Genomic DNA, 23,377 nt, shown 5'->3' on the forward strand with positions numbered 1-23,377 from the left:
TTTCCGGAGACCTGGTGAGGGCAGTGATGCGAACAACAACTGCCGGCCCGGGTGGGCCGGCAGGGTGGAACGTCGTTAGAAGAGGATCCGTCCGCCCACCTGGATGATGCGCTGGCTGCCGCCACTTCCGGAGATCTTGCCGAAGTTGAGGCCGGAGCTGATGCTGGCGGTCGGTGAGCCGAGGTTGACGAGGTTGAAGACGTTGGAGACTTCCGTGCGCAGCTCGAACTTGAGCGCGTCGTGGATGTCGAAGTCCTTGATAGCCGAGGCATCGACGTTCCGATAGCCAGGGTTGCTGAGGGTTGCGGGACGGGTGTTTCCGAGCAGGCCCAGAGGACCAAGCCCGGGGCAACCGGTGTCGATGCCAGGACGGCAGTAGACCGACGTGTCGAACCACTGGTTCATCATGGCGACGCGCGAGCGGCCGTTGTCGATCAGTTTCGGCGTGGTGCCGGGGATGAGGCTGGGGCGGTTGTTGCCCAGGCCGGAGAAGTAGTTGTCGGTGCCGGTGGTCACGGTGAACGGCTGACCGCTGTTTGCCGTCCAGATTCCGTTGAGCCTCCAGTTGCCGAGGATGTAACGGACGATGTGCGGGGTCCGGTCGAAGTAGTCGAGCTTCCAGAGGAAGGACATCGTCATCATGTGACGGCGGTCCTGGTCCGATCTCTGGTGGTACTCGAGCTGTGGATAGTTGGCATCGACGAACGTTCCATTGAGGCCGCTGGTGCTGTCCAGGGTGTTGCTCTGGAGGGTCTTGCTCCAGGAGTAGTAGCCCTTGGCGCTGACATGGTGGGTGAGACGCTGCTCAACCGTGACCTGCAGGCCGTGGTAGTTGGAGTTCTGGTTGGACTTGATGATGAATACGTTGGAGTAGGCGGGGTTCGCGGCCGAGAGGCCGTACTGAGAGTTGAGAGGACGGCGATTGTTGACCGTGCCGCTGTTGTTGGCGTAGCCGCAGGCTTTGGTGGTGTCGGCGCAGCTTGGCCCGCTGGTTCCGGCGGCGGTGATGTTGAACTGGGGACCGTTGATGTCGTTATACAGCGGTGTTTTGCGGTTGAACGAGCCAACGTAGTAGATGCTGAGCGCAGTGCTGCGGCCAAACTGCTGCTGAATGCCGAAGTTTGTCTGGATGGAGTACGGCCAGCGATAGTTGGGGTCGAAGGCTACGATCTGGTTCAGCGGCAGGAAGGTAGCGGTGTTATTGGCGCGGTTGAAGCTGAGGCCGGGATAGGGGTTGGAGCCGGTCGGGAACTCGGTGGGATCGCCCTGGTAGGGATGGGTGAGCGAAACGACCTTGCTGTAGGTGTTGCGGACGGCGTAGGGCGCGAAGTTCGAAGGGAACTCCCACTCATTGCCGGAGATGCCGCCGAAGAAGAGACCAGCCGCGCCGTGGAATACGGTCTTGCCTGTGCCGTAGGGATCGTAGGCGAACCCGAAGCGAGGCGAGACGTGGTTGAGCGGCGTGAAGACACCACCTCTGGGCACGCCAGGGTCGCCGGGGAAGAGCAGGCCGACGGGAGCGAGCTGGGGTCCGGTCTTGCCGATGATGTTGACGGTTCCGAACGCGTGCGACTGGGCACCCGGGGTGAAGTTGGTCTGCATCGACTGCGGATCGGTCGGAGCAAGCTGCACGTCGTAGCGGACGCCGATGTTCAGGGTGAGGTTGGGCAGAATGCGCCAGTCATCCTGGGCAAAGCCGGCGTAGTTGAAGTAGTTGGCGTTGGCGTAGAGACCGGTGTCCTGTCCCATGCTGGCGGGAATGCCGGCGAGGAAGTCGGAGAGCGCGTTGGTGGTGCGTGCTCCCGTGGGGCCGTTGGTCGAGTTGAAGCTGAAGACGCCATAGTTGTTCAGCGAGGTGAGCTGGAAGTCCTTCTCCAGGCCGATTTCGCCTCCGAGGTAGAGGGAATGGTGGCCGCGGGTGGTGCTGAGCACGTCGCGGACGTTGTAGAGGTTCGTTCCGGCTTTGGGTCCGGTGATGGCCTGCGAGAGGGTGAAGCCCTCCACGCCGCCGACGGCGATCTGTCCCAGCGAGGGCGTGCCGACGACGCCGAAGTCGGAGCCGAAGTCCGCAAGGGTTCTCTTGCTGGGATCGCCGGAGACAGGGACGCGTCCGCCATTCTGGCGGGTGTAGTTGACCCAGAACTGGTTGACGGTGCGAGGGCTGACGGTCCAGACCTCGCTGATGTTGGCGTTCTGCTGCTTGTTGGCGTAGTTGGAGTACGACCATGCCTGGGTAAAGCCGCCGAGATCGGTGCGGATCTTGTAGTTGAGGAGGAAGTAGCTGAGGGTGAGGTGGTGCGCCGGAAGAAGCTGGTGGTCGGTCTTGATCAGGTACTCTTCGTTCTGTTCCGGCGTCGGCGATCGGGTGCGATAGGTGTAGCGGGTGTCCGTGGGGACGTTGGGCTGTTGGGGGCCGAGATTCGCCTTCAGGAACTTGATGATGTTGACTGCGGTGACATCGACTGCGGGCAGCTTGTTGTTGGCATAGGGGGTCAGCGTGGGTGTTCCGGCGCCGAGGGTGGGTGAGGCGGTGGTCGGGTGGCAGACCAGGAAGTGAACGGCGGTATTGGCCGCCGCGCTGGGAGCCGTGGTGCAGCTTGCCTGTTCGGCCGGGGTGGGCAGATTCTCCGAGAAGTCTCCGGTCAACTGCGCGTCGCTGGGCAGGCTGCCACTGTGGTTGGCATATGTGATGGAGCGGTAGCCGCCGTAGCTGCCGAAAAAGAAGTCCTTGTTGTGGCGGATTGGGCCGCCGATGGTGGCGCCGAAGCGATGCTGGTTGTAGGGGTTCTTGGTCGCGCCGACACCGCTGTTATGGCCGATGGCGTTGAAGTTACGATCGCGGAAGAACTCGAAGGCCGAGCCGTGGAAGCTGTTGGTTCCGCTCTTGGTGACGACGCTGACGACGGCGGAGGAGTAACGGCCGAGTTGTGCGCTGTAGTTATTGGTGACGACGTTGAACTGGCTGACGGCATCCGGGTTCGGAACCTGGTTGCCCGAGTTGCGGAGACCGGTCATGTTGAGACCGCCGTCGAGGTAGTAGGAGACCTGGCCCACGAAGCCGTCGGTGGAACCGTTGACCAGGACCTTGATCTCCTGGTAGCCGAGATTGTTGACGGTCTGGACGTTCTGCACGCCGGGCACGAGCTGGAGCAGACGGTCGACGTTCCGGTTGACGAGCGGCAGGTTGTCGATCTCGAGGTTGGAGACGGTATCGCCGAGGGTGGAGCTGCCGAGGTTCACCAGAGGAACGTCGGCCGTCACGCTGATGCTCTCGGACGATCCGCCGACCTGGAGGGTGAGAGCCAGCTCGGCGTTCTGCATGACGGCCAGCACGATGCCGGAACGCTCCAGCGTCTTGAAGCCCGGCGCGGCGACGGTCATCTTGTACGGCCCGACGGGGAGAAACTCCTCGCGGTAGGAGCCGTCGCTCTTGGAGACGCTCTTCCGGGTGAAGTTGGTGTCGGTCTGAACGAGCGTGATGCTGGCGTTCGGAACGACAGCTCCGGTGGCGTCGGACACGATGCCGGACAACGTTGCGGTGGAGAGCTGGGCCGCCGCGGGAAGAGTCAGGAGCAGGAAGGCGAGCAGGAGCCGCCAGGGGGTGTGGAAGAGCTTGGGTGGAGCGAGGTACTGGTTCATCTGGTCTCCTCAGTTGGGTAAAGCGTTTGTTCTGGGCGAATCGCTCGTGTGTGGGCGCTGCCTCGGTGTGCAAAACGTCCAAATTCCCGCCAGGACGTGGCAGTGCCGGGAAGCATGCGCGACTGGCTGGGGAACTTTTCTGAAGCAGCGCAACCATCGGCTTCCCATGACACGACTCGCAAGTGACTCACCGTTTGTCTCTGGGGAGTGAAAATAAGTGAATTGAAATCATGGAGATGGGGATTCTAAACCTTTGTTACAAACTGCTTCTTGCGGGAGCGACTCGGCAACCGGTATGATCCGGCGATCAGGATGATTCTTAAAAGCGCACCTCTCGAGGCATGGCGGCCAGTCAGTTCAGCGGACTGCGATGCGGTGCGTCTAGAACTGGAGAGGGTGCTGGCCAGCCAGCAGTTCTGCAACAGCAAGCGCTATCCGGCGTTGCTGCGCTTTGTGGTGGAGAAGACCCTGATGGGTCGCGCGGAGGAGTTGAAGGAGAGAACACTTGGCATCGAGGTGTTTCAGAGGCCTCCCGACTACGACACAAACGCCGATACGGTGGTGCGCTATACGGCGGGCGAGGTGCGCAAGCGGCTTTCGCTCTACTATCACGACCATGAACCGGGCGATGGCGTGCAGATCTCGCTGCCGGCTGGATCGTATGTGCCGGAGTTCCATCGGGAGACACCGGAGGAGGCCGCCGCCGAGGCCGTGACAGCTGCGCCAATCGTGCGGGTGAGGACGGTGATCTCGCCGTCGCTGGCGGTTGAGCCGGTCGGACCCGTCCGGGAACCGGCGCTGACCCGCGCGGGTGGGCAGAATCGCCGGATCCCATGGCTGTTGGCTGCCGTGATGGTTGTTTTACTGGCGATCGCGGGGTTTGGTTGGAGGTTTGTCACTCATCGGAGCACGCCGCTCGATGCGTTTTGGGCTCCGATGTTTCAGGGTCACAAGGAGGCGCTGCTCTGCTCCGGCGCGAATGTGTTTGCGAACAACAACTACTCGGGAACGGAGACGGCGGGCAAGGATATCGATTACCCCTTTGTTTCCATCCAGATTGTCTCCAGCGTTTCGCGGGTGAGCGGGATTATGGAGCGGGGCGGCCTGACGTATAAGGTGCAGGCCGCTTCAGCGACTCCGTTGACGGACATGCGCGACCGGCCGATTGTGTTGTTCGGCGCCTACAACAATGTGTGGTCGACGCGACTGTTGAACCCGTTGCGTTTTCATTTTTCGGAACGGCCAAACTTCCAGATTGTCGACCGGGAGCACCCGGAAGAGCTGCTGTCCAGGGATCGAGGTTCGAGCTCGAGCTACGGGAACTCGGACGACTATGCGATTGTGGCGCGGTTTCGCGACACCACGACCGGGAGCATAGTGCTGGTGCTGGCGGGGTTGGGTCGTAATGGCACCGAAGCCGCGACGCAGTTTGCTACCAGCGAGGAGTCGATGCGGATGCTGCAGCAGAAGATCGGCGGCAACAAGCTGGCAAATGGAAACATCGAGGTGGTGCTGAAGGCCAGTGTGATCGGCGGGCGAACGGGTGAGCCTTCCATCCAGAATGTTTACGTCTGGTAGAGATTTACGGTGGACACGGTGCCCGGGTGGGGGCACAACACCGGAAAAGCCTTCCAACTTTTCTGAGTCAAACGCCGTTTTACCTGCGTTAAGCCTCATTCTGGCGAGCTTCCAGACGGCTTTTCTGGAGGTGATGAAGACGCCTTCGGCCAAGCTGAATGCGATAGTTCATCCTTATCCGCACCTGGTGGAAGGGCACGCCTGCTAGTTCGGGGCAGAGTTCATGCGTTGGGCGGTATGTATGGTCTTCTATGGGGTTTATGCGGTGGTGGAGCGGATTTCCCCATGTTTCACCATGACACTTTTGGACTGTAAAACGTGGGTTTATGGATGGATATCGTGGCCATTGGGATGGCGATGGAAGGTACCGGCATTTGGCTTCGGGAATTTTGGCGGTTGAGTCAAAGAGAAAGGCCCCCCGATCGCCGGTGAAGCCGGGACCAGGGGGCCTTTGGTGAGGGGTGGGTTAGAACTGCAGCTTCAGGGCGAACTGCACGTTGCGGGGTTCGCCGTATCCGAGGCCGGGAGCGCCGGCACCGTTGCGGGTGTTGGTGATGCGACCGAAGGTGCTCGAGTTGATGTTCGAGACGGACGGGTTGGCGAGGTTGGCCTGGTTGGCGATGTTGAAGCACTCGACGCGGAACTCGCTCATGACCCGCTCGGTGATGGGCGTGTGCTTGAAGAGCGAGAAGTCGACGGCGCCGAAGCCGGGGCCGTAGAAGTTGTCGCGCTTGAGGTTTCCGTAGGTGCCGGGGGTTGGAACTGCGAAGGATGCGTTGGCGTTGGTGAGGTACTGATACTGGCGGGTGCCGTTCGAAGCAGTGATCACCGTACGGCCAGCCAGAGGGCTGACGCCGGAGTAGTTGGGACGGTCCTTGAGCTGCTTGGTGGCGCTGTTGTCGGTCGAGACAAGAGGGCTGATGGGCGTGCCGCCGGAGAAGGTGTAGAGCGCGTTGGCCTGCCATCCCTTGCTGATGCGCGGGAATGCGTGGAAGAGCTGCGGCACATCGTAGTAGGCGAAGCCGGTGACGGTGTTGCGGGTATCGAAGGTGCTGTTGCCATAGTCCTGATGGACGTTGTAGCTGTTCATCGGGGTGGTGGTGGAGGAGCCATCATCGAGGGAGTGGGCCCAGGTGTAGTTGAAGGTCGTGACGATACCGTGCCAGGGAGCCTGCTTGACGACGACCTGCAACGAGTTGAAGTTGGAGTCGGAGATGTTGCCAAGCTGGTTGATGCCGGCCAGCGACTTGCCGGTGGTGATGGACTGGCCGGGGAAGGTGAGCTGCGGATAAGGACGGGCGCTGGCGGTGGAGGTGCCGTTGGCGACGGGCTGGTTGAGATCGATCAGGCCCAGGAGGCGATGACCAGCGGTGCCGACGTACCCGACCGTGAGCAGGGTGGAGCGGGAGATCTGCTGTTCCACTCCGAGGCTGTAGGTCTCGGCGTAGGGGGTCTTGATGTTGGGGGTAACACCGAAGGCCCCGAGTTGCGGCGGGTTGGCTCCGATGAAGGGGTTGATGCCGGTCTGGAAGGTGACGTTGGAGGCGATGTAGGTGACGGCGGCGTTGGGGCCGGCGGGGTTGTTCTGGGTGTAGGAGTCGCCACCGTTGGTGGTGGTTCCGGAGACCATGGAGCTCATGCCGGGGACGTCGTAGAAGAGCCCATAGGAACCACGGATGACGGTGGTGTTGTTCTCAAACGGCGAGTAGGCAAAGCCGAAGCGCGGTCCGAAGGAGCCATAGTAGTTGTTGTAGAGCGGGAGCTTGAAGCTTGGCGTGGAGCCGGGGACGAAGCTGTAGAGATCGTTCGCGGCATCATGCACCACGCCCGGGATGGTGTAGCGTACACCGAGGTTGAGGGTGAGTTTGGAGGTGGCCTTGAAGTCGTCCTGCGCCCACATGTCTTCGGTGTCGAGCAGGAAGATGCGTTCGGCGTTGCCCTGGAGGAGCTTGGCACCGTTGGCATTGGTGGGAGTGCCGGCGAGGAAGTCGGCGATGTAGCTCAGCTGGCTGCAGGTGGCGGCGAGGCCGGCATTCTTGCAGTACGCGGTGGCAGCGGGGGTGAGGGCTCCGGCCGCGGTGTCCCAGGGGCCGCGGGTTCCGTCGAAGGTGAAGGAACCGCGCGCGTTGGAGAAGTAGATGAGATCGACGTTGGCGCGGCGGAACTCGCCACCGAACTTGAGGGCGTGGCGGCCGAGCGTCCAGTGGAGGTTGTCGGTGACGTGGCCGGTGACGTCGGTGCGTCCCGAGGGCTGCGTGGCGCCGGTGATGTCGAAGCCGTTGACGGTGATGGTGGGCGCGCCGGCGGCGATGATGCCGGTGAGGCCGAGGTTGAGGCCGGCCGTGGCTGCGGGATTGAAGTTCTGGTTGGCGTCGTTGAAGGTCTGCTTGAAGTAGTTGGTGCCGAAGGTGATGATGTTGAGCAGGTTGGGGGTGAAGACCGAGGTCTGCACGATCGATGCGTTGTGGATGTGCATGGGCGCGGTCTGGAAGTACTCGGCGTAGTCGGATCCGGTGGGCGCGGTCTGCTTGCCGGTGGTGCCGATGTAGTGAATGGAGATGGAGTACTTATCCGAGAACTTGTGATCGAGCTTGATGACGCCGTTGAAGCTGTTGTAGTTGGAGGGGCCGTTGGCGAAGTAGTTGTTCGTGGTTGCGGGCCCGGTCTTGGAGTCGGCCGGGAAGAGAACGTTGTAGAGGCCCTGGCTGACGGGGTTGACCGCAACGGGTGCTCCGGCGGAGACGACTGGGTCGGTCATGAAGGACTTTGCCTGGGCGAGCCATGCGTCGGAGAGAACGGTGTCGGTGAGGGCGACGTTGGCCTTGGCCACCTGAATTTCACCGGCGAGGAAGAGAAAGGTGTGATCTTTCCAGATGGGGCCGCCGAGGGTGAAACCACCCTGGTGGTTGCGGATGAGGGGCTTCCGCGAGCCGATGGCGGCTACGGGCGAGATGGACGCGAAGAACTCGTTGCGATCGAAGTAGAAGACGTCGCCGTGGATGGAGTTGGTCCCGGACTTGAGCACCATGTTGGAGTTGGCGCCGGCGTTGCGGCCCTGATCGGCTTCGCCGCCGGACTGCATGGAGAACTGGTCGATGGCTTCGATGGGGATGAGGCCGCCGGCGACGGACTGGATGCCGCCCTGATTGGAGGCCACGATGCCGAGGTAGGCATCGACGTTGTCGACGCCGTCTACCTGGTAGTTGATGCTGGCGGTGCGGGATCCGTTGACGGAGCTGGAGATGTTGACGCCCGGCGTGAACTTGATCATCTGGGTGAAGTTACGTCCGTTCATCGGCATCTCCTGCACGGACTTGGAGTCGATGACGGTGATGAGCGCGGCGGATGTGGTGTCAGTCTGGACGCCGTTTGCTTTGACTTCGACGACCTCAGCCTGCGAACCGACGCGGAGCTCGATCTTGATATTGCGAACGACGGAGACGGCGATGTCGATGTTGTTGAGCTTGTTGGTTTCAAAGCCGGGAGCGGTCACGCTGAGGTTGTAGGTGCCGACCGGGAGTTCCGGGAAGTTGAAGTCGCCGCTCTTGCCGGAGACGGCGTTGAGTGCGAGACTGCTGGCCGGATTACTGAGCTGGACAGAAGCCCCGGCGACAACGGCACCCTGAGCGTCGACGACTGTTCCGGAGAGGGTGCCGCGGAATGTCTGCGCAAAGGCGTGCACGGAGAAGAGGAGAGCGAAGGCTAGGGCGAGATAGCGTTTCCGGAAAAGGGTCATATAGCTTGAGGCTCCTGGGCTTCAAATCTCGGGTGTTTTCAAGACGCAAATAGCCGTCGACCCACTGGGCGCGGGTAGGGTAGACGACTGGTAAAGATGAGAAACGGGTGATTGGTCTAAAGCTATCGGTCAGCCATGGTGGCGTCAACTTAAATGTGAAATTTCAGTCATAAAAATCGTTCCTGGGATATCAGTAATCCAGCCTTAGTTACCGCTAACCCGTGGGAGACGGCAGTGATACAAAGGATGCTGTTATGGATGAGCCTTTGCGAAAGCCGTACTCCGCGCCGATCAGCCTGAAGCAGCTTGCGGAGTATCTGAAGCTGTCGCCTGCAACGGTTTCGCTGGTGGTGAACAATGCGCCGCATGTGCGGACGATTGCGAAGGCTACGCGGGCGCGGGTGCTGGAGGCGGCGAAGGAGCTGAACTACAGGCCGAACAGCCTGGCTCGATCGCTGCGAACGCGGCAGACGTTTACGATCGGCGTGATTGTGCCGGAGTTGAGCGAAGGGTACTTCACGATTCTCATGAACGCGGTGGAGAGTTCGTTGCTGCAGGCGGGGTATCTGCATTTTGTGGTGAGCCACCAGTGGCAGCCGGACCTGATCGATGAGTATCCAAAGTTGTTGCTGAATCGTTTCGTCGATGGGCTTCTGCTGGTGAATACGGAGCTGCACCAGGCGGTGAATGTGCCGGTGGTATCGATCTCCGGGCATAAGAAGATGCAGGGTGTGACGAACATTCTGCTGAACCACGACCGGTCGGCGATGCTGGCGTTAAAGCATTTGTACGATCTGGGGCACAGGCGCATCGCGTTCATGCGAGGGCAGAGGCATGTGTCGGATTCGCAGTCCAGATGGGAGAGCACGATGGGACGCGCGCAGGAGATTGGGATCGAGGTGGATCCGGAGCTGTGTATTTATCTTGAAGCGAACTCCTGGTTGCCGGAGCTGGGGTACGGGCCGACGCGGGATTTGTTGAGCCGCCGGCGGGATTTCACGGCGTTATTCTGCTTCAACGATACGGCTGCGCTGGGGGCGATCCGGGCGATTGCGGATGCGGGGCTCTCGTGCCCGGGCGACATCTCGGTGGTGGGTTTCGACGACATTGCCGTGGCGGCGTATCATCTGCCGAGTCTGACTACGGTGCGTCAGCCGCTGCGACAGATGGGCGAGATCGCGGCGCAGTTGTTGATCAAACGGATTCAGAACCCGAACGAAGAATATGCGGATGCGATTCATTTCGATCCGGAGTTGATGGCGCGGGAGTCTACGCGCGAGGTGAGTGGATGATTGTGATGCGTGTGTGTCGAGTGCTCTTGTTGGCGGCGATCGTGCCGGTTGCGTTTGGGCAGAGCATGATTCTGGAGCGCAGGGAAGCGACGGTGATGGTCGAGCCGTATGCTCCGAATGTGGTGCGGGTGACGCTGAGTCTGTTGCGTGCCGATGCCGTTGGGGCGCCTGGATATGGGATTACGGCCAAGCCGCTGGCGGAGGGATGGACGCGGGAGAGCGGCGCTGGCGGGGATGTGCTGCGGTCGGCGCGGATGGTGGTGACGGTGTCTCCGCAGAGCGGAGGGCAGCCGCCGACGGGAACGCGGGCGGATATCGCGAAGTTCTTCAATGGGTCGACGCCGGGTGTGGGGCTTTCGATCAAGACGCCTGAGGGCGCGACGCTGGTGAAGATGGCTGGGTGGCAGATGTCGGTGCCGAACCACAAGGATGGGAATGCGGGTGTGTTGAACGACCGGCGGGCGGGCGACGCTCCGTTCTACCAGGTGGGCGCTACGTTTGTTTCGCCGAAGGATGAGCATACGTATGGACTGGGACAGAATCAGGAAGGATACCTGGATCGTCGCGGGCATGTGGTGCGGTGTGCGCATGACTACGACGCTCCGGCAGGGCAGAGTGTATGTGTGCCTTTTGTCGTTACAAATAAAGGGTATGGGTTGTTGTGGGACAATCCTTCGAAGACGACGGTGGCGTTTGGGTTCAACGATGTGACGCGGTGGACGTCCGATGTTGGGCAGAGGGTTAGTTTCTTTGTGATCGCTGGCAAGACCTATGACGAGATCTACGAGGGATACAGGCTGCTGACGGGCGACACGCCGATGCTGCCGAAGTCGGCGTATGGGTATATCCAGTGCAAGCAGCGGTACTCGACGCAGGAGGAGTTGATGGCGGTGGCGCAGGGGTATCGCGACCGGCATCTGCCTGCGGATGTGTTGGTGATCGACTGGTTCCACTATACGAAGATGGGTGAGATGGATATGGATCCGGCGAAGTGGCCCGATCCGGCGGGAATGAACGCGAAGCTGCATGCGATGAACTTCCATACGATGATCAGCGTGTGGCCGCGGTTCATTCCGGAGGATCGCTACTATGCGACGGTGAAGAAGAATGGGTGGTTCGAGCAGCTTGCGGACGGCACGCCGACCAATGGGCTGCCGTATGACCGGGCGGGCGCGGACATCGATACGACCAACCCGGATGCGGCGAAGTGGTACTGGGATGTGATCAGGGACAACTACGTGGCGAAGGGTTTCGACTCGTTCTGGGCGGATGAGACGGAGCCGGATCTGCCGCCGAATGGAAGCTACTTTCATGTGGGGCCCGGGACGCAGTTCTTCAATGTGTATCCGCTGTTTCATACGGCTTCGATTTATAACGGGTTTCGCAAGGATCTGAAGACGCGTGCGCTGATTCTGGCTAGGGACTCTTATCTTGGGGCGCAGCATAACGGGACGATCTTCTGGTCGTCGGACATCAATGGGAACTGGGATACGTTGAAGAGGCAGGTGCCGACGGGGATCAATTTCGTTGCGTCGGGGATGCCGTACTGGAGTACGGATATCGGTGGGTGGCAGTATCTGCCGGAGCAGCATACGCCGGACCGTCCGGCGCTGTTGGATGGGTCGGATGCGCGGGATGTGATCGGGCACTACGAAGACTATCCGGAGCTGTATACGCGGTGGTTCGAGTATGGTGCGTTTCAGCCGAACTTCCGCTCGCATGGAAGCCGCACACAGAACGAGGTTTGGTCGTATGGCAAGCAGGCTGAGCCGATCCTGGAGAAGTATCTGCGGCTGCGTTATCAGTTGATGCCGTATTTGTATTCGCTTGGGTACATGAGCCATAGGACGGGCGCTCCGTTTATGCGTGGGCTGTTCATGGACTTTGGCGCGGATCCGAAGGTGGCGGATATTGGCGATGAGTATATGTTTGGGCCCGCGCTGCTGGTTGCTCCGGTGGTGGAGCAGGGCATGACGACGCGGGAGGTGTATCTGCCCGCGGGTGCGGACTGGTACAACTTCTGGACGAAGAAGAAGTACAGCGGTGGGCAGACGATTGCGGTCGATGCTCCGATCGATACGCTGCCGGTCTTTGTGCGGGCGGGATCGATCCTTCCTCTGGGAAGCCCTGTGGAGAGTACGAACGAAGAGCAGACGATTGCGGTGCTGGAGGTGTATCCGGGAGCGGATGCGGACTTTACGCTTTATCGCGACGATGGCACAACGTATGCCTATGAGCAGGGGGCGTCGCAGTTGACGCATCTGCACTGGTCGGAGGCGAAGAAGGCTCTGGCGCGTACGGGGGCGGAGCTGCCTGCGGGCTCGGCGGCGGAGATCAGGGTTATCCGTGAGAGACGCTGATGGAGGCTGGCCGCGCGCCTCGAGCGTGGTGCTGTATGCGGCGTTCGCCATGACGGGTTTCGCCACAGCTCTGCTGGGCGCGACCCTGCCGGCGCTGGCGGTGCGGTGGCAACTGACGGATGGGCGTGCCGGATTTCTGTTCCTGATGATCTTTCTTGGGTCGTCGGTGGGTGCGCTGGTGAGCCGTGGCAGGCCGGCTTCGTCGGTGGCTCGAGGGCTGGCAATCACGGCTCCGGCGTGTGTGGGGCTGGCGTTTGCGGCGGGCTGGATGGTGTTTCCGGTTGCGTTTTTCTATGGGCTTGGGCTGGGGATCGCGATGACTTCGATCAGCCTGTTGCGCTCCGCGCGATGCACGAAGAGCAGGGTGCGGGAGATGAACCGGCTGAACCTCATCTGGGCCCTGGGCGCGTTCGCCTGTCCGTCGCTGGCCAATGCGGCGCTGCGGTTCCGTGGCGCGCGGACGCTGCTGACCGGGCTTGGGGTGGTCTTCGTTGTGTTTCTGGTTTGGACTGTCCTGGTCGAGGTGGGCAAGATGCCCATCATCGAATCGCGGGGAAAGACGCTGCGTGCGGGTGGCATGCGGCTGCCGGTTACAGTTGCTTTGCTGACGCTGCTGGCGATCGGCCTCGAGAGTTCTACGGGGGCGTGGATCGCGACGTATGCCGAACGGCTGCGCCAGGGCTTCGAAGCCCCTGTCGCGGCGGCTTCGGTGTTCTGGCTGGGCCTGCTGGCCGGCCGTGCCCTTCATGCAACAAAAGCAGTTACAAAACTGCATGAGCGGACGCTTCTGCGTGCGGATGTCGCGATTGCCGCTGCGGGATGCTGTGTGCTGGCTCTGAGCGGTGGGCCGGCGATGCTGTTGGTTGCCGCGGGCCTGATCGGGTTTGGAGTGGGGCCTGTCTATCCGTTGCTGATGGCTGCCGTGCTGCCTCGTATCGCGGGGAACATGATCTTCGTGATGGCGGGGTTGGGTGGGACGGTGTTTCCTTTGATCACCGGGGCGGTTTCCGCACGGGCGGGGTCGCTGCGGGTGGGGATGCTGGTGCCCACCGCGGCGGGGATCGCGATGCTGGCGCTGGTGCCGGTGGTTTCGTTGCAGTTGAAGAGGATGGAGGGTGGGGCTGGGTAGTGTTGCGTTGGTGCTTGATGATCCTGGGTGACTTTGATGTGGTTGCCCTTGTCCGGGCTTAGCCCGGACAAGGCTCATGAACAAAAGCAAACGAAGAAGCAGATCCCCTTCGGGATGACAACCAAAGGGGCAACCGCAACCGCAACCGCAACTGCAAGAGGCAACGGCAACTGCAAAAGGCAACGACGATCCGGTGGATGTCGACTAGGCGGTTTCGGCTTCCTTGTCGGAGAAGACGGCCAGGAAGAGGAGCAGGACTGCTCCGGAGAGGGACGCGGCGAAGATCCAGATGGCGTTCCAGTTATGGCCGCCACTCGTGGCGTAGGCGTCGACGACGCGGCCGGAGACCCAGGATCCGATGAACATGCCCAGGCCATAGGTGATGAGGGTGATGGTGCCCTGCGCTGCGGCGCGGAGGGCGGGAGCGGCCTTGCGGTCGATGTAGATCTGGCCGGTGACGAAGAAGAAGTCGTAGCAGACACCGTGGAGCAGGATGCCGGTCCAAAAGAGAGGCATCGCGCCGGTGGGGGCTCCGTAGGCGAAGCAGAGGTAACGCACGACCCATGCCGCCATGCCGACGCCGAGCATGTACTTGACGCCGAGACGGCGGAAGAAGAAGGGGATGAGGATCATGAAGAAGAGCTCGGAGCCCTGGCCGAAGGCCATCTTGCCCGCCGCGTTGACGACGCCTTTTTCATTGAGGAAGAGGTTGGTGAAGGCGTAGTAGAACTGCAGCGGGATGCAGATGAGCAGGGAGGCAAGGGCGAAGACGGCGGTCGACTTCTCGGTGAAGATGAGCCAGGCTTCCTTGGGGAAGATGCTGGAGAAGGAGAGCTTGCCTCCGGCACCGAGAGGCGGCGTGCTGGGCAGGGTGAGGCAGTAGAGAGCCATGAGCGCGGAGGCGGCGCCGGCGATCTGCATGGGGATGGCCGTGGCTTCGAGCTTGAGCGAGCCGATGGTGACGCCGGCGACGATCCAGCCAGCGGTGCCGAGGACGCGGATGGGGCCGAACTCCTTCTTGGGGTCGGTCATCTGGCGGAAGGCGAGCGAGTTGGTGAGTGCGAGGGTCGGCATGAAGCAGAAGCAATAGAGGATGAGGAGGCCGTAGAGGGGCGCGAAGTCGACCTGGCGTGAGGCAGCGTAGAGGAGGATGGATCCGCCGAGATGGAGCGCGGCGAGAATCTTCTGGGTGGCGAAGAGCTTATCGGCGACGAGGCCGACGAAGAACGGGGCGAAGATGGCTCCAAGTGCGGTGGTGCCGGCGGCCCAGCCGATCTGCTGGCCGGAGAGATGGAGTCCACGGCTGAGCCATGTGCTGAGCGTTACGTACCAGGCCCCCCAGATTAAGTACTCCAGAAACATCATGGCGCTCAAACGCGCTTGCATCGAAAAGTTCATCGTCCGTCCTTGAGGTGCTTCGACCGGCACAGGCGTTCCGGGGACCTGTTCGGTCAACTGGAAGGCGAGAGTGGCTCGTCGCGATAACCATATATCGTTTGACGGGTGGCTAGGAAGAGGGCCGGAGAAAGCCGAGGAAATGCCGGCTTAAAAAGGAAACCCACGCAGCGCGGTGGGGGCTGATGCGTGGGTATTCCGGTAAAGCAACGAAGTGGGTGGACTTCGTTAAGACTGGCTCAACCCGAAGGGAGCCTAGCCCTGAACATGACTCTACGCTCCCACCTACACCAAGTCAACCCCTGCCGGGGAAAGAATCCGGCGTTCCCAAAACGGATTTTGGCGTATTCAAAAGGAGCGAAATTGATTGTTTTATTGGGTTTAGCGGGTTCCTGGGAGAGCGGATTTGGCTGCGATGCGTCCTTTGCAGGTTCTTCCCGAAGGTAATGGACAGGGGCCGTGACGGTTTCGGGGCGCTTTGGAACCGTCACGGCCGTGCCCTTTAAGCAGGCATGACGCCGTTTCCTTCTGGAGGCGTCGTCATGCCTGTGGGTTTAGAGGCGGCAGATGAGCAGTTCGCGCTCGTAGATCATCTCTGCGGGGAGGTGATCGTGGAGGGCGAGGAAGAGCTCTTCATGGCCCATGACCTCCTGCTTCCACTGCGCACGGTCGACGGTCTGGAGCGTCTCGAAGGTGGCGCGGGGGAATTCGAGGCCCTTCCAGTTGATGTCGTCGAAGTGCGGGGTCCAGCCGATGGGCGTCTCCTTGCCGAGGGCGCGGCCGCGGACGCGATCGACGATCCACTTCAGCACACGCATGTTCTCGGAGTAGCCGGGCCAGAGGAACTTGCCCTCGGCGTCCTTGCGGAACCAGTTGACGTGGAAGACGCGGGGGGTGGCGGTGAGGTCGCGCTGCATGCGGAGCCAGTGACGGAAGTAGTCGCCCATGTGATATCCGCAGAAGGGAAGCATGGCCATGGGGTCGCGGCGCACCTTGCCGAGCGCTCCGCCGGCGGCGGCGGTGGTCTCCGAGCCCATGGTGGCGCCGATGTAGACGCCGGACGACCAGTTGAAGGCCTGGTAGACGAGGGGCATGGTGGTGGGGCGGCGTCCGCCGAAGATGAAGGCCGAGATGGGCACGCCGTCGGGTGCCTCCCAGGCCTCGTCCATGGTGGGGCACTGGCTGGCGGGAGCGGTGAAGCGTCCGTTGGGATGGGCGGCGGGGCGTCCGGTGATCTTGCCAATCTCGGGGGTCCAGGTTTCGCCGCGCCAGTCGAGGCAGAGCGCAGGCGGGGTGTCGGTCATGCCCTCCCACCAGACGCCTCCCTCCGGGGTGAGAGCCACGTTGGTGAAGATGGTGTTCTTGGCGAGTGTCGCCATGGCGTTGGGGTTGGTCTTGGCGGAGGTTCCGGGGGCGACTCCGAAGAAGCCTGCCTCTGGGTTGATGGCGCGAAGCTGGCCGGTAGCGTCGGGCTTGATCCAGGCGATGTCGTCGCCGACGGTCCAGACCTTCCAGCCCTCGAAGCCGGCGGGCGGAATCATCATGGCGAAGTTGGTCTTGCCGCATGCGGAGGGGAAGGCGGCGGCGACGTAGGTCTTTTCGTGCGTGGGGGATTCGACGCCGACGATGAGCATGTGCTCTGCCATCCAGCCCTCGTCGCGAGCGATGTTGGAGGCGATGCGGAGGGCGAAGCACTTCTTGCCCAGGAGCGCGTTGCCGCCGTAGCCGGATCCGTAGCTCCAGATCTCACGCGTCTCCGGGAAGTGGACGATGTATTTTTCGTCGTTGCAGGGCCAGGGGACGTCCTGCTGGCCGGGGGCGAGAGGCGCTCCGACGGAGTGGAGGCAGGGCACGACGCGTTTGACGTCCTTGTCGATCTCCGCGAAGACGGCCTTGCCGATGCGGGCCATGATGCGCATGTTGACGACGGCGTAGGCGGAGTCGGTGAGCTGCACGCCGATCTGCGACATGGGCGAGCCGATGGGGCCCATGGAGAAGGGAAGGACGTACATGGTGCGGCCGCGCATGGAGCCCTTGAAGATCTGCTTGAGCTTGCGGCGCATGACGAAGGGGTCTTGCCAGTTGTTCGTGGGTCCGGCGTTGTCTTTGGAGAGGGAGCAGATGAAGGTACGGTCTTCGACGCGGGCGACGTCGTTGGGGGCGGAGCGGGCGTAGAAGCATCCGGGCCAGAGTTCTTCATTGAGGCGTGTGAAGGTGCCTCCGTCGACGAGCTTCTGGCAGAGCCAGTCGTTCTCGGCCTCGGAGCCGTCGATCCAGTGGATTCCGGCGGGCTGGCACAGATCGGCCATCTTCTCGACCCACCGGATGAGGTGCTTGTTGGTGGTGAGGGGAGTCTGGACGGGAGTGATCTTGTCTGTTTTCATAGTGGTTCGGGGCCTCTCGAAAGCCATGCAGGTAATTCTTCTCCGCTCGTCTAGGGCTGTCAACCTAGATGCGCGATAAGCGGCCATTTCGTCCGTACAACGCACAGGGTTTTGAGAAAACGTTATCTCTTGCTGATTCACACCGGGGCGTGGGCGGGGGACGGGGTAAGATCAACGCGAGGATACCCTTCGTTATGCCACGTCTGCTGTATGCCGCCCTCTTTTTGCTTGCCGTTACGCTCTCCGCGCAGCCTGCGCACAGGGTCAGGATTGCGCTGATCGGCGATTCGACCCAGACCGATACGGCGGGGTACGGGCGCGGTTTCTGTGCGAACCTGACGGCCGAGGTGGAGTGCCTGAACCAGGCCAAGGGCGGGGCGAGCACGAAGACGTACCGCGAGCAGGGTCTTTGGGATAAGGCGCTGGCGCTGCATCCGGATTACATGCTGATCCAGTTCGGGCATAACGACATGGAGTCGAAGGAGCATCTCGACCGGCAGGTTCCGATCGCGCAGTACGAGGTGAATCTGGGAAGGTTTGTGGATCAGGCGCGTGCGGCGGGCGTGGTGCCGGTGCTGATTACGCCGTTGACGCGCCGCTACTATGGCCCGGACGGGAAGATCCACTCGGACCTGACGGCGCACGCTGCCGTGACGACGAAGGTCGCGGGGGAGAAGCATGTTCCGCTGATCGATCTGCAGACGCAGAGCATTGCGTACCTCGACAACATGACGGAGGCCAAGGCGAACGGGCTTGGGATTACGAAGAAGGATGCTGACGGAAAGACGATTCCGGACAGGACGCATTTGAACTGGCAGGGCTCGTATACGTTTGGGCGGATGGTGGCGCTGGGGTTGGCGAAGGCGGTGCCGAATCTGTCGCAGTATGTGAAGCCTCAGCCGGCGGAGCTGCCTGCTGACGGCGTGAAGGCGATGCAGGTATTTGAAGGCGCGCCGATCAAGATTGTGCTGGTGGGGGATTCGACGGTGGCCACCGGTGGCGGTTGGGGGCCGGGGTTCTGCGCGGTGGTGACGCCGAATGTAACGTGTCTGGACATGGCGCTGAACGGGCGGTCGTCGAAGAGCTTTCTCGACGAAGGGGCCTGGAAGAAGGCGCTGAGGGAGCATGCGGACTACTACTTCATCCAGTTCGGGCATAACGATATGCCAGGCAAGGGGCCTGAGCGCGAGACGGATCCGGAGACGACGTTCCCGGCGAATCTGCGGCGGTATGTTGCGGATGTGCGCGCGCAGCAGGGGGTGCCGATTCTGGTGACGAGCCTGTCGCGGCGGAGCTATAAGAACGGCGTGCTGGTGCAGGATCTGAAGGCGTATGTCGCCGCGACGAAGCGTGTGGGCGAGCAGGAGCATGTGACGGTGGTGGACCTGAATGCCATCTCGACGGCGATCCTGTTGAAGATGACGCAGGAGCAGGCGGATGGGTTCGATGCGGAGACGCATCCGGATGCGAAGGCGGAGGCGAGCGCGACGGGGAACAAGCCGGCGGGACCGGATCGGACGCATCTGAATCCCGGGGCTCAGAGGTACTTTGGGCGGCTGGTGGCGAACGATGTGATCCGCACGCAGGTGGAGCTGGGGCCGGATATCGTCGGGGAGCCTACTGCGGCAGAGCAGCCTTAGATCGTTCATGGAGGGAGTTCGCTTCGGCAGTGACGGCTTGTCCATGGTGAGCGCTAGAATCGTAGGCCTATGCGCGCGCTTACTTTTCTTGCTGCCGTGATGTTTGCTTCGTCGCTCCATTCCCATGCCTATGCCCAGGACCAGACTGTCTGGCACCTGAACCAGCCGGCGGCGATCAAGGCGTTGCAGCCAAGCATCGAGGGGCACCCGGAGTTTACGGCGCAGGGCGTTCACTTCGACGGCAGAGGCGATGCTCTGTTCTTTCCGACGCATCCGCTGGCGGGCGCGAGGACGTGGACGTGGGAGATGGTGTTCCGGCCCGATGCGGATGGGCAGACCGAGCAGCGCATCTTTCATCTGCAGCCTGTGGATGCGGCGGGCAAGGACATTCCGACGATGCGGAATCTCTTCGAGATTCGCATTCATGGCTCGCAGTGGTGCCTGGACAGCTTCGCGAGTGTTTCGGCGAAGGACGATGAGCACATTACGCTGCTGCCCTGCACGCCGGAGACGATGCATCCGTTTGGAGCGTTCCATACGGCTACGGCCACGTATGACGGGACTACGCTGCGGAGCTATGTCGATGGTGTACTGCAGGCGGAGGGTGCGGTGCATCTGACGCCGCAACTGCCGGGGCATAGCTCGCTGGGAGTGCGGATCAACCGGCTGTTTTACTTCAAGGGCACGGTGTATGAGGCTCGGTTTACGCACCATGTGCTGCCTGTTGGGGAGTTTCTGGTGGCTCCGAAGTAGGATCTGCGCTGCGACGATTCCCTGCGGGCATCCGTTCGTGCCGGGGGGTGATGGTTTTTGCCGGTGTTGGGTATGCATCCCACACTGGCCATTGGGAGCTCGGTGCGAAGCGGTCAATCGGCTTGTGAACGCCCTATAATGGCGGCCATGAGAATTGACCGGAGAACGTTTGTCGGGACGGCCGCGATGGCGGCGGCTGCCGGCCGGATGGGCTGGGCGGCGGAGACGGGTGCGCCGAAGCTCGAGATCGACGAGTTCGGCTATGGGGATGTGTCGCTGGGGGCGGAGACGCTGAACGAGAAGCAGTTCCGGGCGACGCAGGCCACGCTGCAGGGCCTGGATGAAGATGGGCTGCTGAAACCGTTTCGCGTGCGCGCGGGGATGGCGGCACCGGGGCCGGATATGGGTGGCTGGTACGACTATGTGGATCCTTCGGACAAGACAAATGGCGTGGGGGGAGCGCATGGGTTTTGCCCGGGCAGTACGTTCGGGCAGTGGGTTTCGAGCTTTGCGCGGACGTATGCCGCGGATCGCGATCCTGCGGTGCGCGCCAAGCTGGTGCGTCTGCTGGACATGTACGGAGCGACAATTACGGGGAAGTTTTATACGAACTTCCGGTTTCCCGCATATGTGTACGAGAAGCTGAACGTGGGGCTGCTGGATGCGTATCGGTATGCCGATCTGCCGCAGGCCAAGGAGCTGTTTGCGCGGACGGCGGAGGCGGCGGGACCGCATCTTCCACCGCGGCCCCTGGACCGGGATGAGCAGAAGGCGTGGCGGATCTCGAATGGCGAGCGGTCGACCGAGGACTTTACGTGGGACGAGAGCTATACGCTGCCGGAAAATCTGTTTCTGGCTACGCGGGTGGGGATGGGGGATTATCGTTCGCTGGCGAAGCGGTATCTGCTGGACAGAACGTGGTTCGATCCGTTGTCGCGGAACGAGAATGTGCTGGATGGTCATCATGCTTATTCGTATTGCAACTCGCTGAACTCGGGGATGCAGGCGTATCTCGATAGCGGCGATACGAAGTATCTGCGGGCGGTGACGAACGGCTTCCGGATGATCAGGGAGCAGAGCTTCGCGACGGGCGGATGGGGACCGCAGGAGGGATTCGATCACGCGGGCGGAGACAAGCTATACCGATCGCTGACGCATACGAAGGCCAGCTTCGAGACGCCGTGCGGATCGTATGCGCACTTCAAGGTGACGCGCTCGCTGCTGCGGGTGACGGGCGATGCGGCGTATGGCGACAGCATGGAACGGGTGATGTACAACACGATCCTGGGTGCGCTGCCGCTCGAGAGCGATGGCACGAGCTTTTACTACTCGGACTTTGGGGCGAATGGGAGGAAGGCTTACCACAACGACAAGTGGCCGTGCTGCTCGGGGACGATCGGGCAGGTGACGGCGGACTATCGGGTGTCGACGTACTTCCGCGATGCGAAGGGTGTGTTCGTGAATCTTTATGTGCCTTCGACGCTTTCGTTCACGACTCCGGATGGGGTTCGGGGAAAGATGGTGCAGGCGGGTGGGTATCCGCTGGATGGTAGGGTGACGCTGCGGATGGAGATGACCCGGCCGAGTGCATTTGCGCTGCGGTTCCGGGTGCCGGCGTTCTCGAAGACGACCGTGGTGCGGGTGAATGGGAAGGCGCAGCCGCTGACGGCTACGAGGGGCTGGGGAACGGTTTCGCGGCGCTGGCAGAGTGGCGATCAGGTGGAGCTGCACTTCGAGATGCCGGCGCGTCTGGAGGCGATCGATGCGCGGCATCCGGAGACGGTGGCCCTGGTGAAGGGGCCTCTGGTGCTGTTTGCGATGGGGAACGAGCTGCCTGCTTTGACCAGGCAGGATCTGCTGGGGGTACGGCCTGCGGGGAGTGGCGTCTGGACGGTGGGGAAGGGTGTGGAGATGAGGACGTTCTGTGGGATTGGCCGCGAGACCTACCAGACGTATCTGACGGTGGGGTAGGGTTTGTGGGGCGCACCGTTTCATGGCTGGTTTAGGCTGGAGCGATGCGAAGACTTCTGGTTGCGTTGGGGATGGCGGCGGGGTTCGGGGTGTGTTTCGGGCAGGGTGAACTGCTTGTGGTGACGAAGCAGACGCGCTCGCTGGCGATCGTGGATGGCGCATCGCTGAAGGTATTGGCGCAGGTGCCGATCGGGCAGGATCCGCATGAGGTGGTGGTGGGGCCGGATGGGCGGACGGCGTTTGTTTCGAACTACCAGGAGGCTACGCTGCATACGCTGGCGCGGGTGGATCTCATTGGCCGGAAGGCGCTGCCTCCCGTGGATGTGACGCCTCTGCTGGGTGCGCATGGCCTGATGGTGCATGACGGAAAGATCTGGTTTACGGCCGAGGGGTCCAAGGCGCTGGGGGTAATGAACGCGGCGACGGGCAAGGTGGAGGCGGTGCTGGGGACCGGGCAGGAGATGACCCATGTGGTGTGGGTGTCAAAGGACGGGGCGAAGGTGCTGGCTTCGAATCCGGGGTCGGGGACGATGAGTTTGTTCGATCGCGTGATGATCAGGCCTGTGCTGGCGGCTGGGGTGATCGCAGACTACACACAGGCGGCGTGGAAGCAGACTCTGGTGCGCGTGGGGGAGAAGGCGGAGGGGTTCGCGGTCTCACCGGATGAGAAGGAGGCATGGGTGGGGAACGATGATGGGACGATCTCGGTGATCGGGCTGGCGGCGGAGAAGATCGTGGAGACGATTCCGGCTGGTGTGGTGGGGGCGAACCGGCTGAAGTTCACGGTGGATGGCGGGCGGGTGCTGGTGACGACGCATCGGGGGAAAGATTTGGTGGTGATCGATGCTGCTTCCAGGCGCGTGGTGAAGCGGGTGCCGATCGAGGAGAAGGGGGCTTCGGGGATTGCGCTGGAGCCGAATGGGAAGAGGGCGTTTGTGGCTTGCCCACGGGATCATTTTGTGGCGGTGGTGGATCTGAGGACGCTGGAGCGGGTGGCTACCATCGAGGCTGGGCGGGAGCCGGATGGGCTGGCGTGGTGGAATGGCCAAGCGCGCCCTTGAGACGGGTGGCGGTTTGGAAACCTGACTCTCAGAATCGAGATTTGTTCGACGAGCTTAGGGTTGGATGTGGACCTTGGCGCCGTTGGGGCTAACGCGAAGACTTCGTCCATCTCTTCCTTGGTGAGCGCGATGCAGCCGTCGGTCCAGTCGTAGAGACGTTGGGCTCGACCGATCCATCCCCGACCGTTCGGTAGGCCGTGGATCATGATGTCTCCGCCGGGGCCGACGTGTGCCTTTGCGGCGCGGGATCGGTCTTCCGTGTTGGGGTAGGAGATGTGCAGGGCCCGGTGGAAGCTGCTGTTGGCGTTGTGCTGGTCGACGGTGTAATCGCCTTCGGGAGTCTTGTGATCACCTTGCTGAGTTTAGGGCCGGTGGGGCCTCGGCCTATCGCGATGCGGTAGATGCGCAGGATGGTGGGGCCAGCGAAGAGGGTCATGCG

General features: G+C 62.0%; 12 protein-coding genes and 1 pseudogene. 8 read left to right on the top strand and 5 right to left on the bottom strand.

Annotation, left to right across the window (positions count from 1 at the left end; genetic code table 11):
• Positions 1 to 75 precede the first annotated feature (75 nt).
• Entirely contained in the window at positions 76 to 3,639 is a 3,564-nt protein-coding gene (locus BM400_RS08045) for a TonB-dependent receptor (protein WP_089838292.1), read from the bottom strand.
• 312 nt (positions 3,640 to 3,951) lie between these two features.
• Between BM400_RS08045 and BM400_RS08050 the strand changes: the two genes are divergently transcribed.
• A complete protein-coding gene (locus BM400_RS08050) occupies positions 3,952 to 5,217 on the top strand; it encodes a hypothetical protein (RefSeq protein WP_141223847.1) in 1,266 nt (421 codons plus the stop codon).
• A 466-nt stretch (positions 5,218 to 5,683) separates the two neighbouring features.
• On the opposite strand, the gene BM400_RS08055 is transcribed toward BM400_RS08050, so the two are convergent.
• Complete coding sequence (locus BM400_RS08055; protein ID WP_089838296.1) at positions 5,684 to 8,953, bottom strand: TonB-dependent receptor; 3,270 nt, start codon at positions 8,951 to 8,953, stop codon at positions 5,684 to 5,686.
• 254 nt (positions 8,954 to 9,207) lie between these two features.
• Here BM400_RS08055 and BM400_RS08060 point away from each other — a divergent pair, with 254 nt between their 5' ends.
• The 3 genes from BM400_RS08060 to BM400_RS08070 are packed head-to-tail and all read left to right on the top strand — an operon-like array spanning position 9,208 to position 13,734.
• On the top strand, positions 9,208 to 10,245 hold the full coding sequence (locus BM400_RS08060; RefSeq protein ID WP_089838298.1) for a LacI family DNA-binding transcriptional regulator: 1,038 nt from the start codon (positions 9,208 to 9,210) through the stop codon (positions 10,243 to 10,245).
• Positions 10,242 to 12,605, top strand: coding sequence for a glycoside hydrolase family 31 protein (locus BM400_RS08065; protein ID WP_089838300.1), 2,364 nt, complete (start codon positions 10,242 to 10,244; stop codon positions 12,603 to 12,605). The genes BM400_RS08060 and BM400_RS08065 overlap by 4 nt, the downstream gene beginning before the upstream one ends.
• Positions 12,592 to 13,734: an MFS transporter gene (locus BM400_RS08070; RefSeq protein ID WP_141223848.1), complete on the top strand. Its 1,143-nt coding sequence runs from the start codon at positions 12,592 to 12,594 to the stop codon at positions 13,732 to 13,734. Before BM400_RS08065 ends, BM400_RS08070 begins: the two co-directional genes overlap by 14 nt.
• A 204-nt stretch (positions 13,735 to 13,938) precedes the next feature.
• Here BM400_RS08070 and BM400_RS08075 read toward each other — a convergent pair whose 3' ends face one another.
• Both BM400_RS08075 and BM400_RS08080 read right to left on the bottom strand, forming a co-directional pair.
• Complete coding sequence (locus tag BM400_RS08075) at positions 13,939 to 15,132, bottom strand: MFS transporter (protein WP_089838304.1); 1,194 nt, start codon at positions 15,130 to 15,132, stop codon at positions 13,939 to 13,941.
• Between the two features lie 551 nt (positions 15,133 to 15,683).
• Complete coding sequence (locus BM400_RS08080) at positions 15,684 to 17,513, bottom strand: phosphoenolpyruvate carboxykinase (GTP) (RefSeq protein WP_089838306.1); 1,830 nt, start codon at positions 17,511 to 17,513, stop codon at positions 15,684 to 15,686.
• Positions 17,514 to 17,707: 194 nt separating this feature from the next.
• On the opposite strand from BM400_RS08080, the gene BM400_RS08085 reads away from it, so the two are divergent.
• From BM400_RS08085 to BM400_RS08100, 4 genes are all read left to right on the top strand, one after another.
• Positions 17,708 to 19,153 carry a GDSL-type esterase/lipase family protein gene (locus BM400_RS08085; RefSeq protein WP_089838308.1) on the top strand — a complete coding sequence of 482 codons (1,446 nt, stop codon included), beginning with the start codon at positions 17,708 to 17,710 and terminating at the stop codon, positions 19,151 to 19,153.
• A gap of 69 nt (positions 19,154 to 19,222) precedes the next feature.
• Positions 19,223 to 19,906, top strand: a complete 684-nt coding sequence (locus tag BM400_RS08090) for a LamG-like jellyroll fold domain-containing protein (protein ID WP_089838309.1) — start codon at positions 19,223 to 19,225, stop codon at positions 19,904 to 19,906.
• 147 nt (positions 19,907 to 20,053) lie between these two features.
• Complete coding sequence (locus BM400_RS08095; protein WP_175528926.1) at positions 20,054 to 21,877, top strand: beta-L-arabinofuranosidase domain-containing protein; 1,824 nt, start codon at positions 20,054 to 20,056, stop codon at positions 21,875 to 21,877.
• A gap of 44 nt (positions 21,878 to 21,921) precedes the next feature.
• Positions 21,922 to 22,938, top strand: a complete 1,017-nt coding sequence (locus BM400_RS08100; RefSeq protein ID WP_141223849.1) for a YncE family protein — start codon at positions 21,922 to 21,924, stop codon at positions 22,936 to 22,938.
• Here BM400_RS08100 and BM400_RS22960 read toward each other — a convergent pair.
• Positions 22,830 to 23,282: pseudogene (locus BM400_RS22960) on the bottom strand (L,D-transpeptidase family protein); the annotation flags it as partial. The gene BM400_RS08100 and the pseudogene BM400_RS22960 sit on opposite strands and share 109 nt — an antisense overlap.
• Positions 23,283 to 23,377: the final 95 nt, after the last annotated feature.

The organism is Granulicella pectinivorans, assembly GCF_900114625.1.
Taxonomy (GTDB): domain Bacteria; phylum Acidobacteriota; class Terriglobia; order Terriglobales; family Acidobacteriaceae; genus Edaphobacter; species Edaphobacter pectinivorans.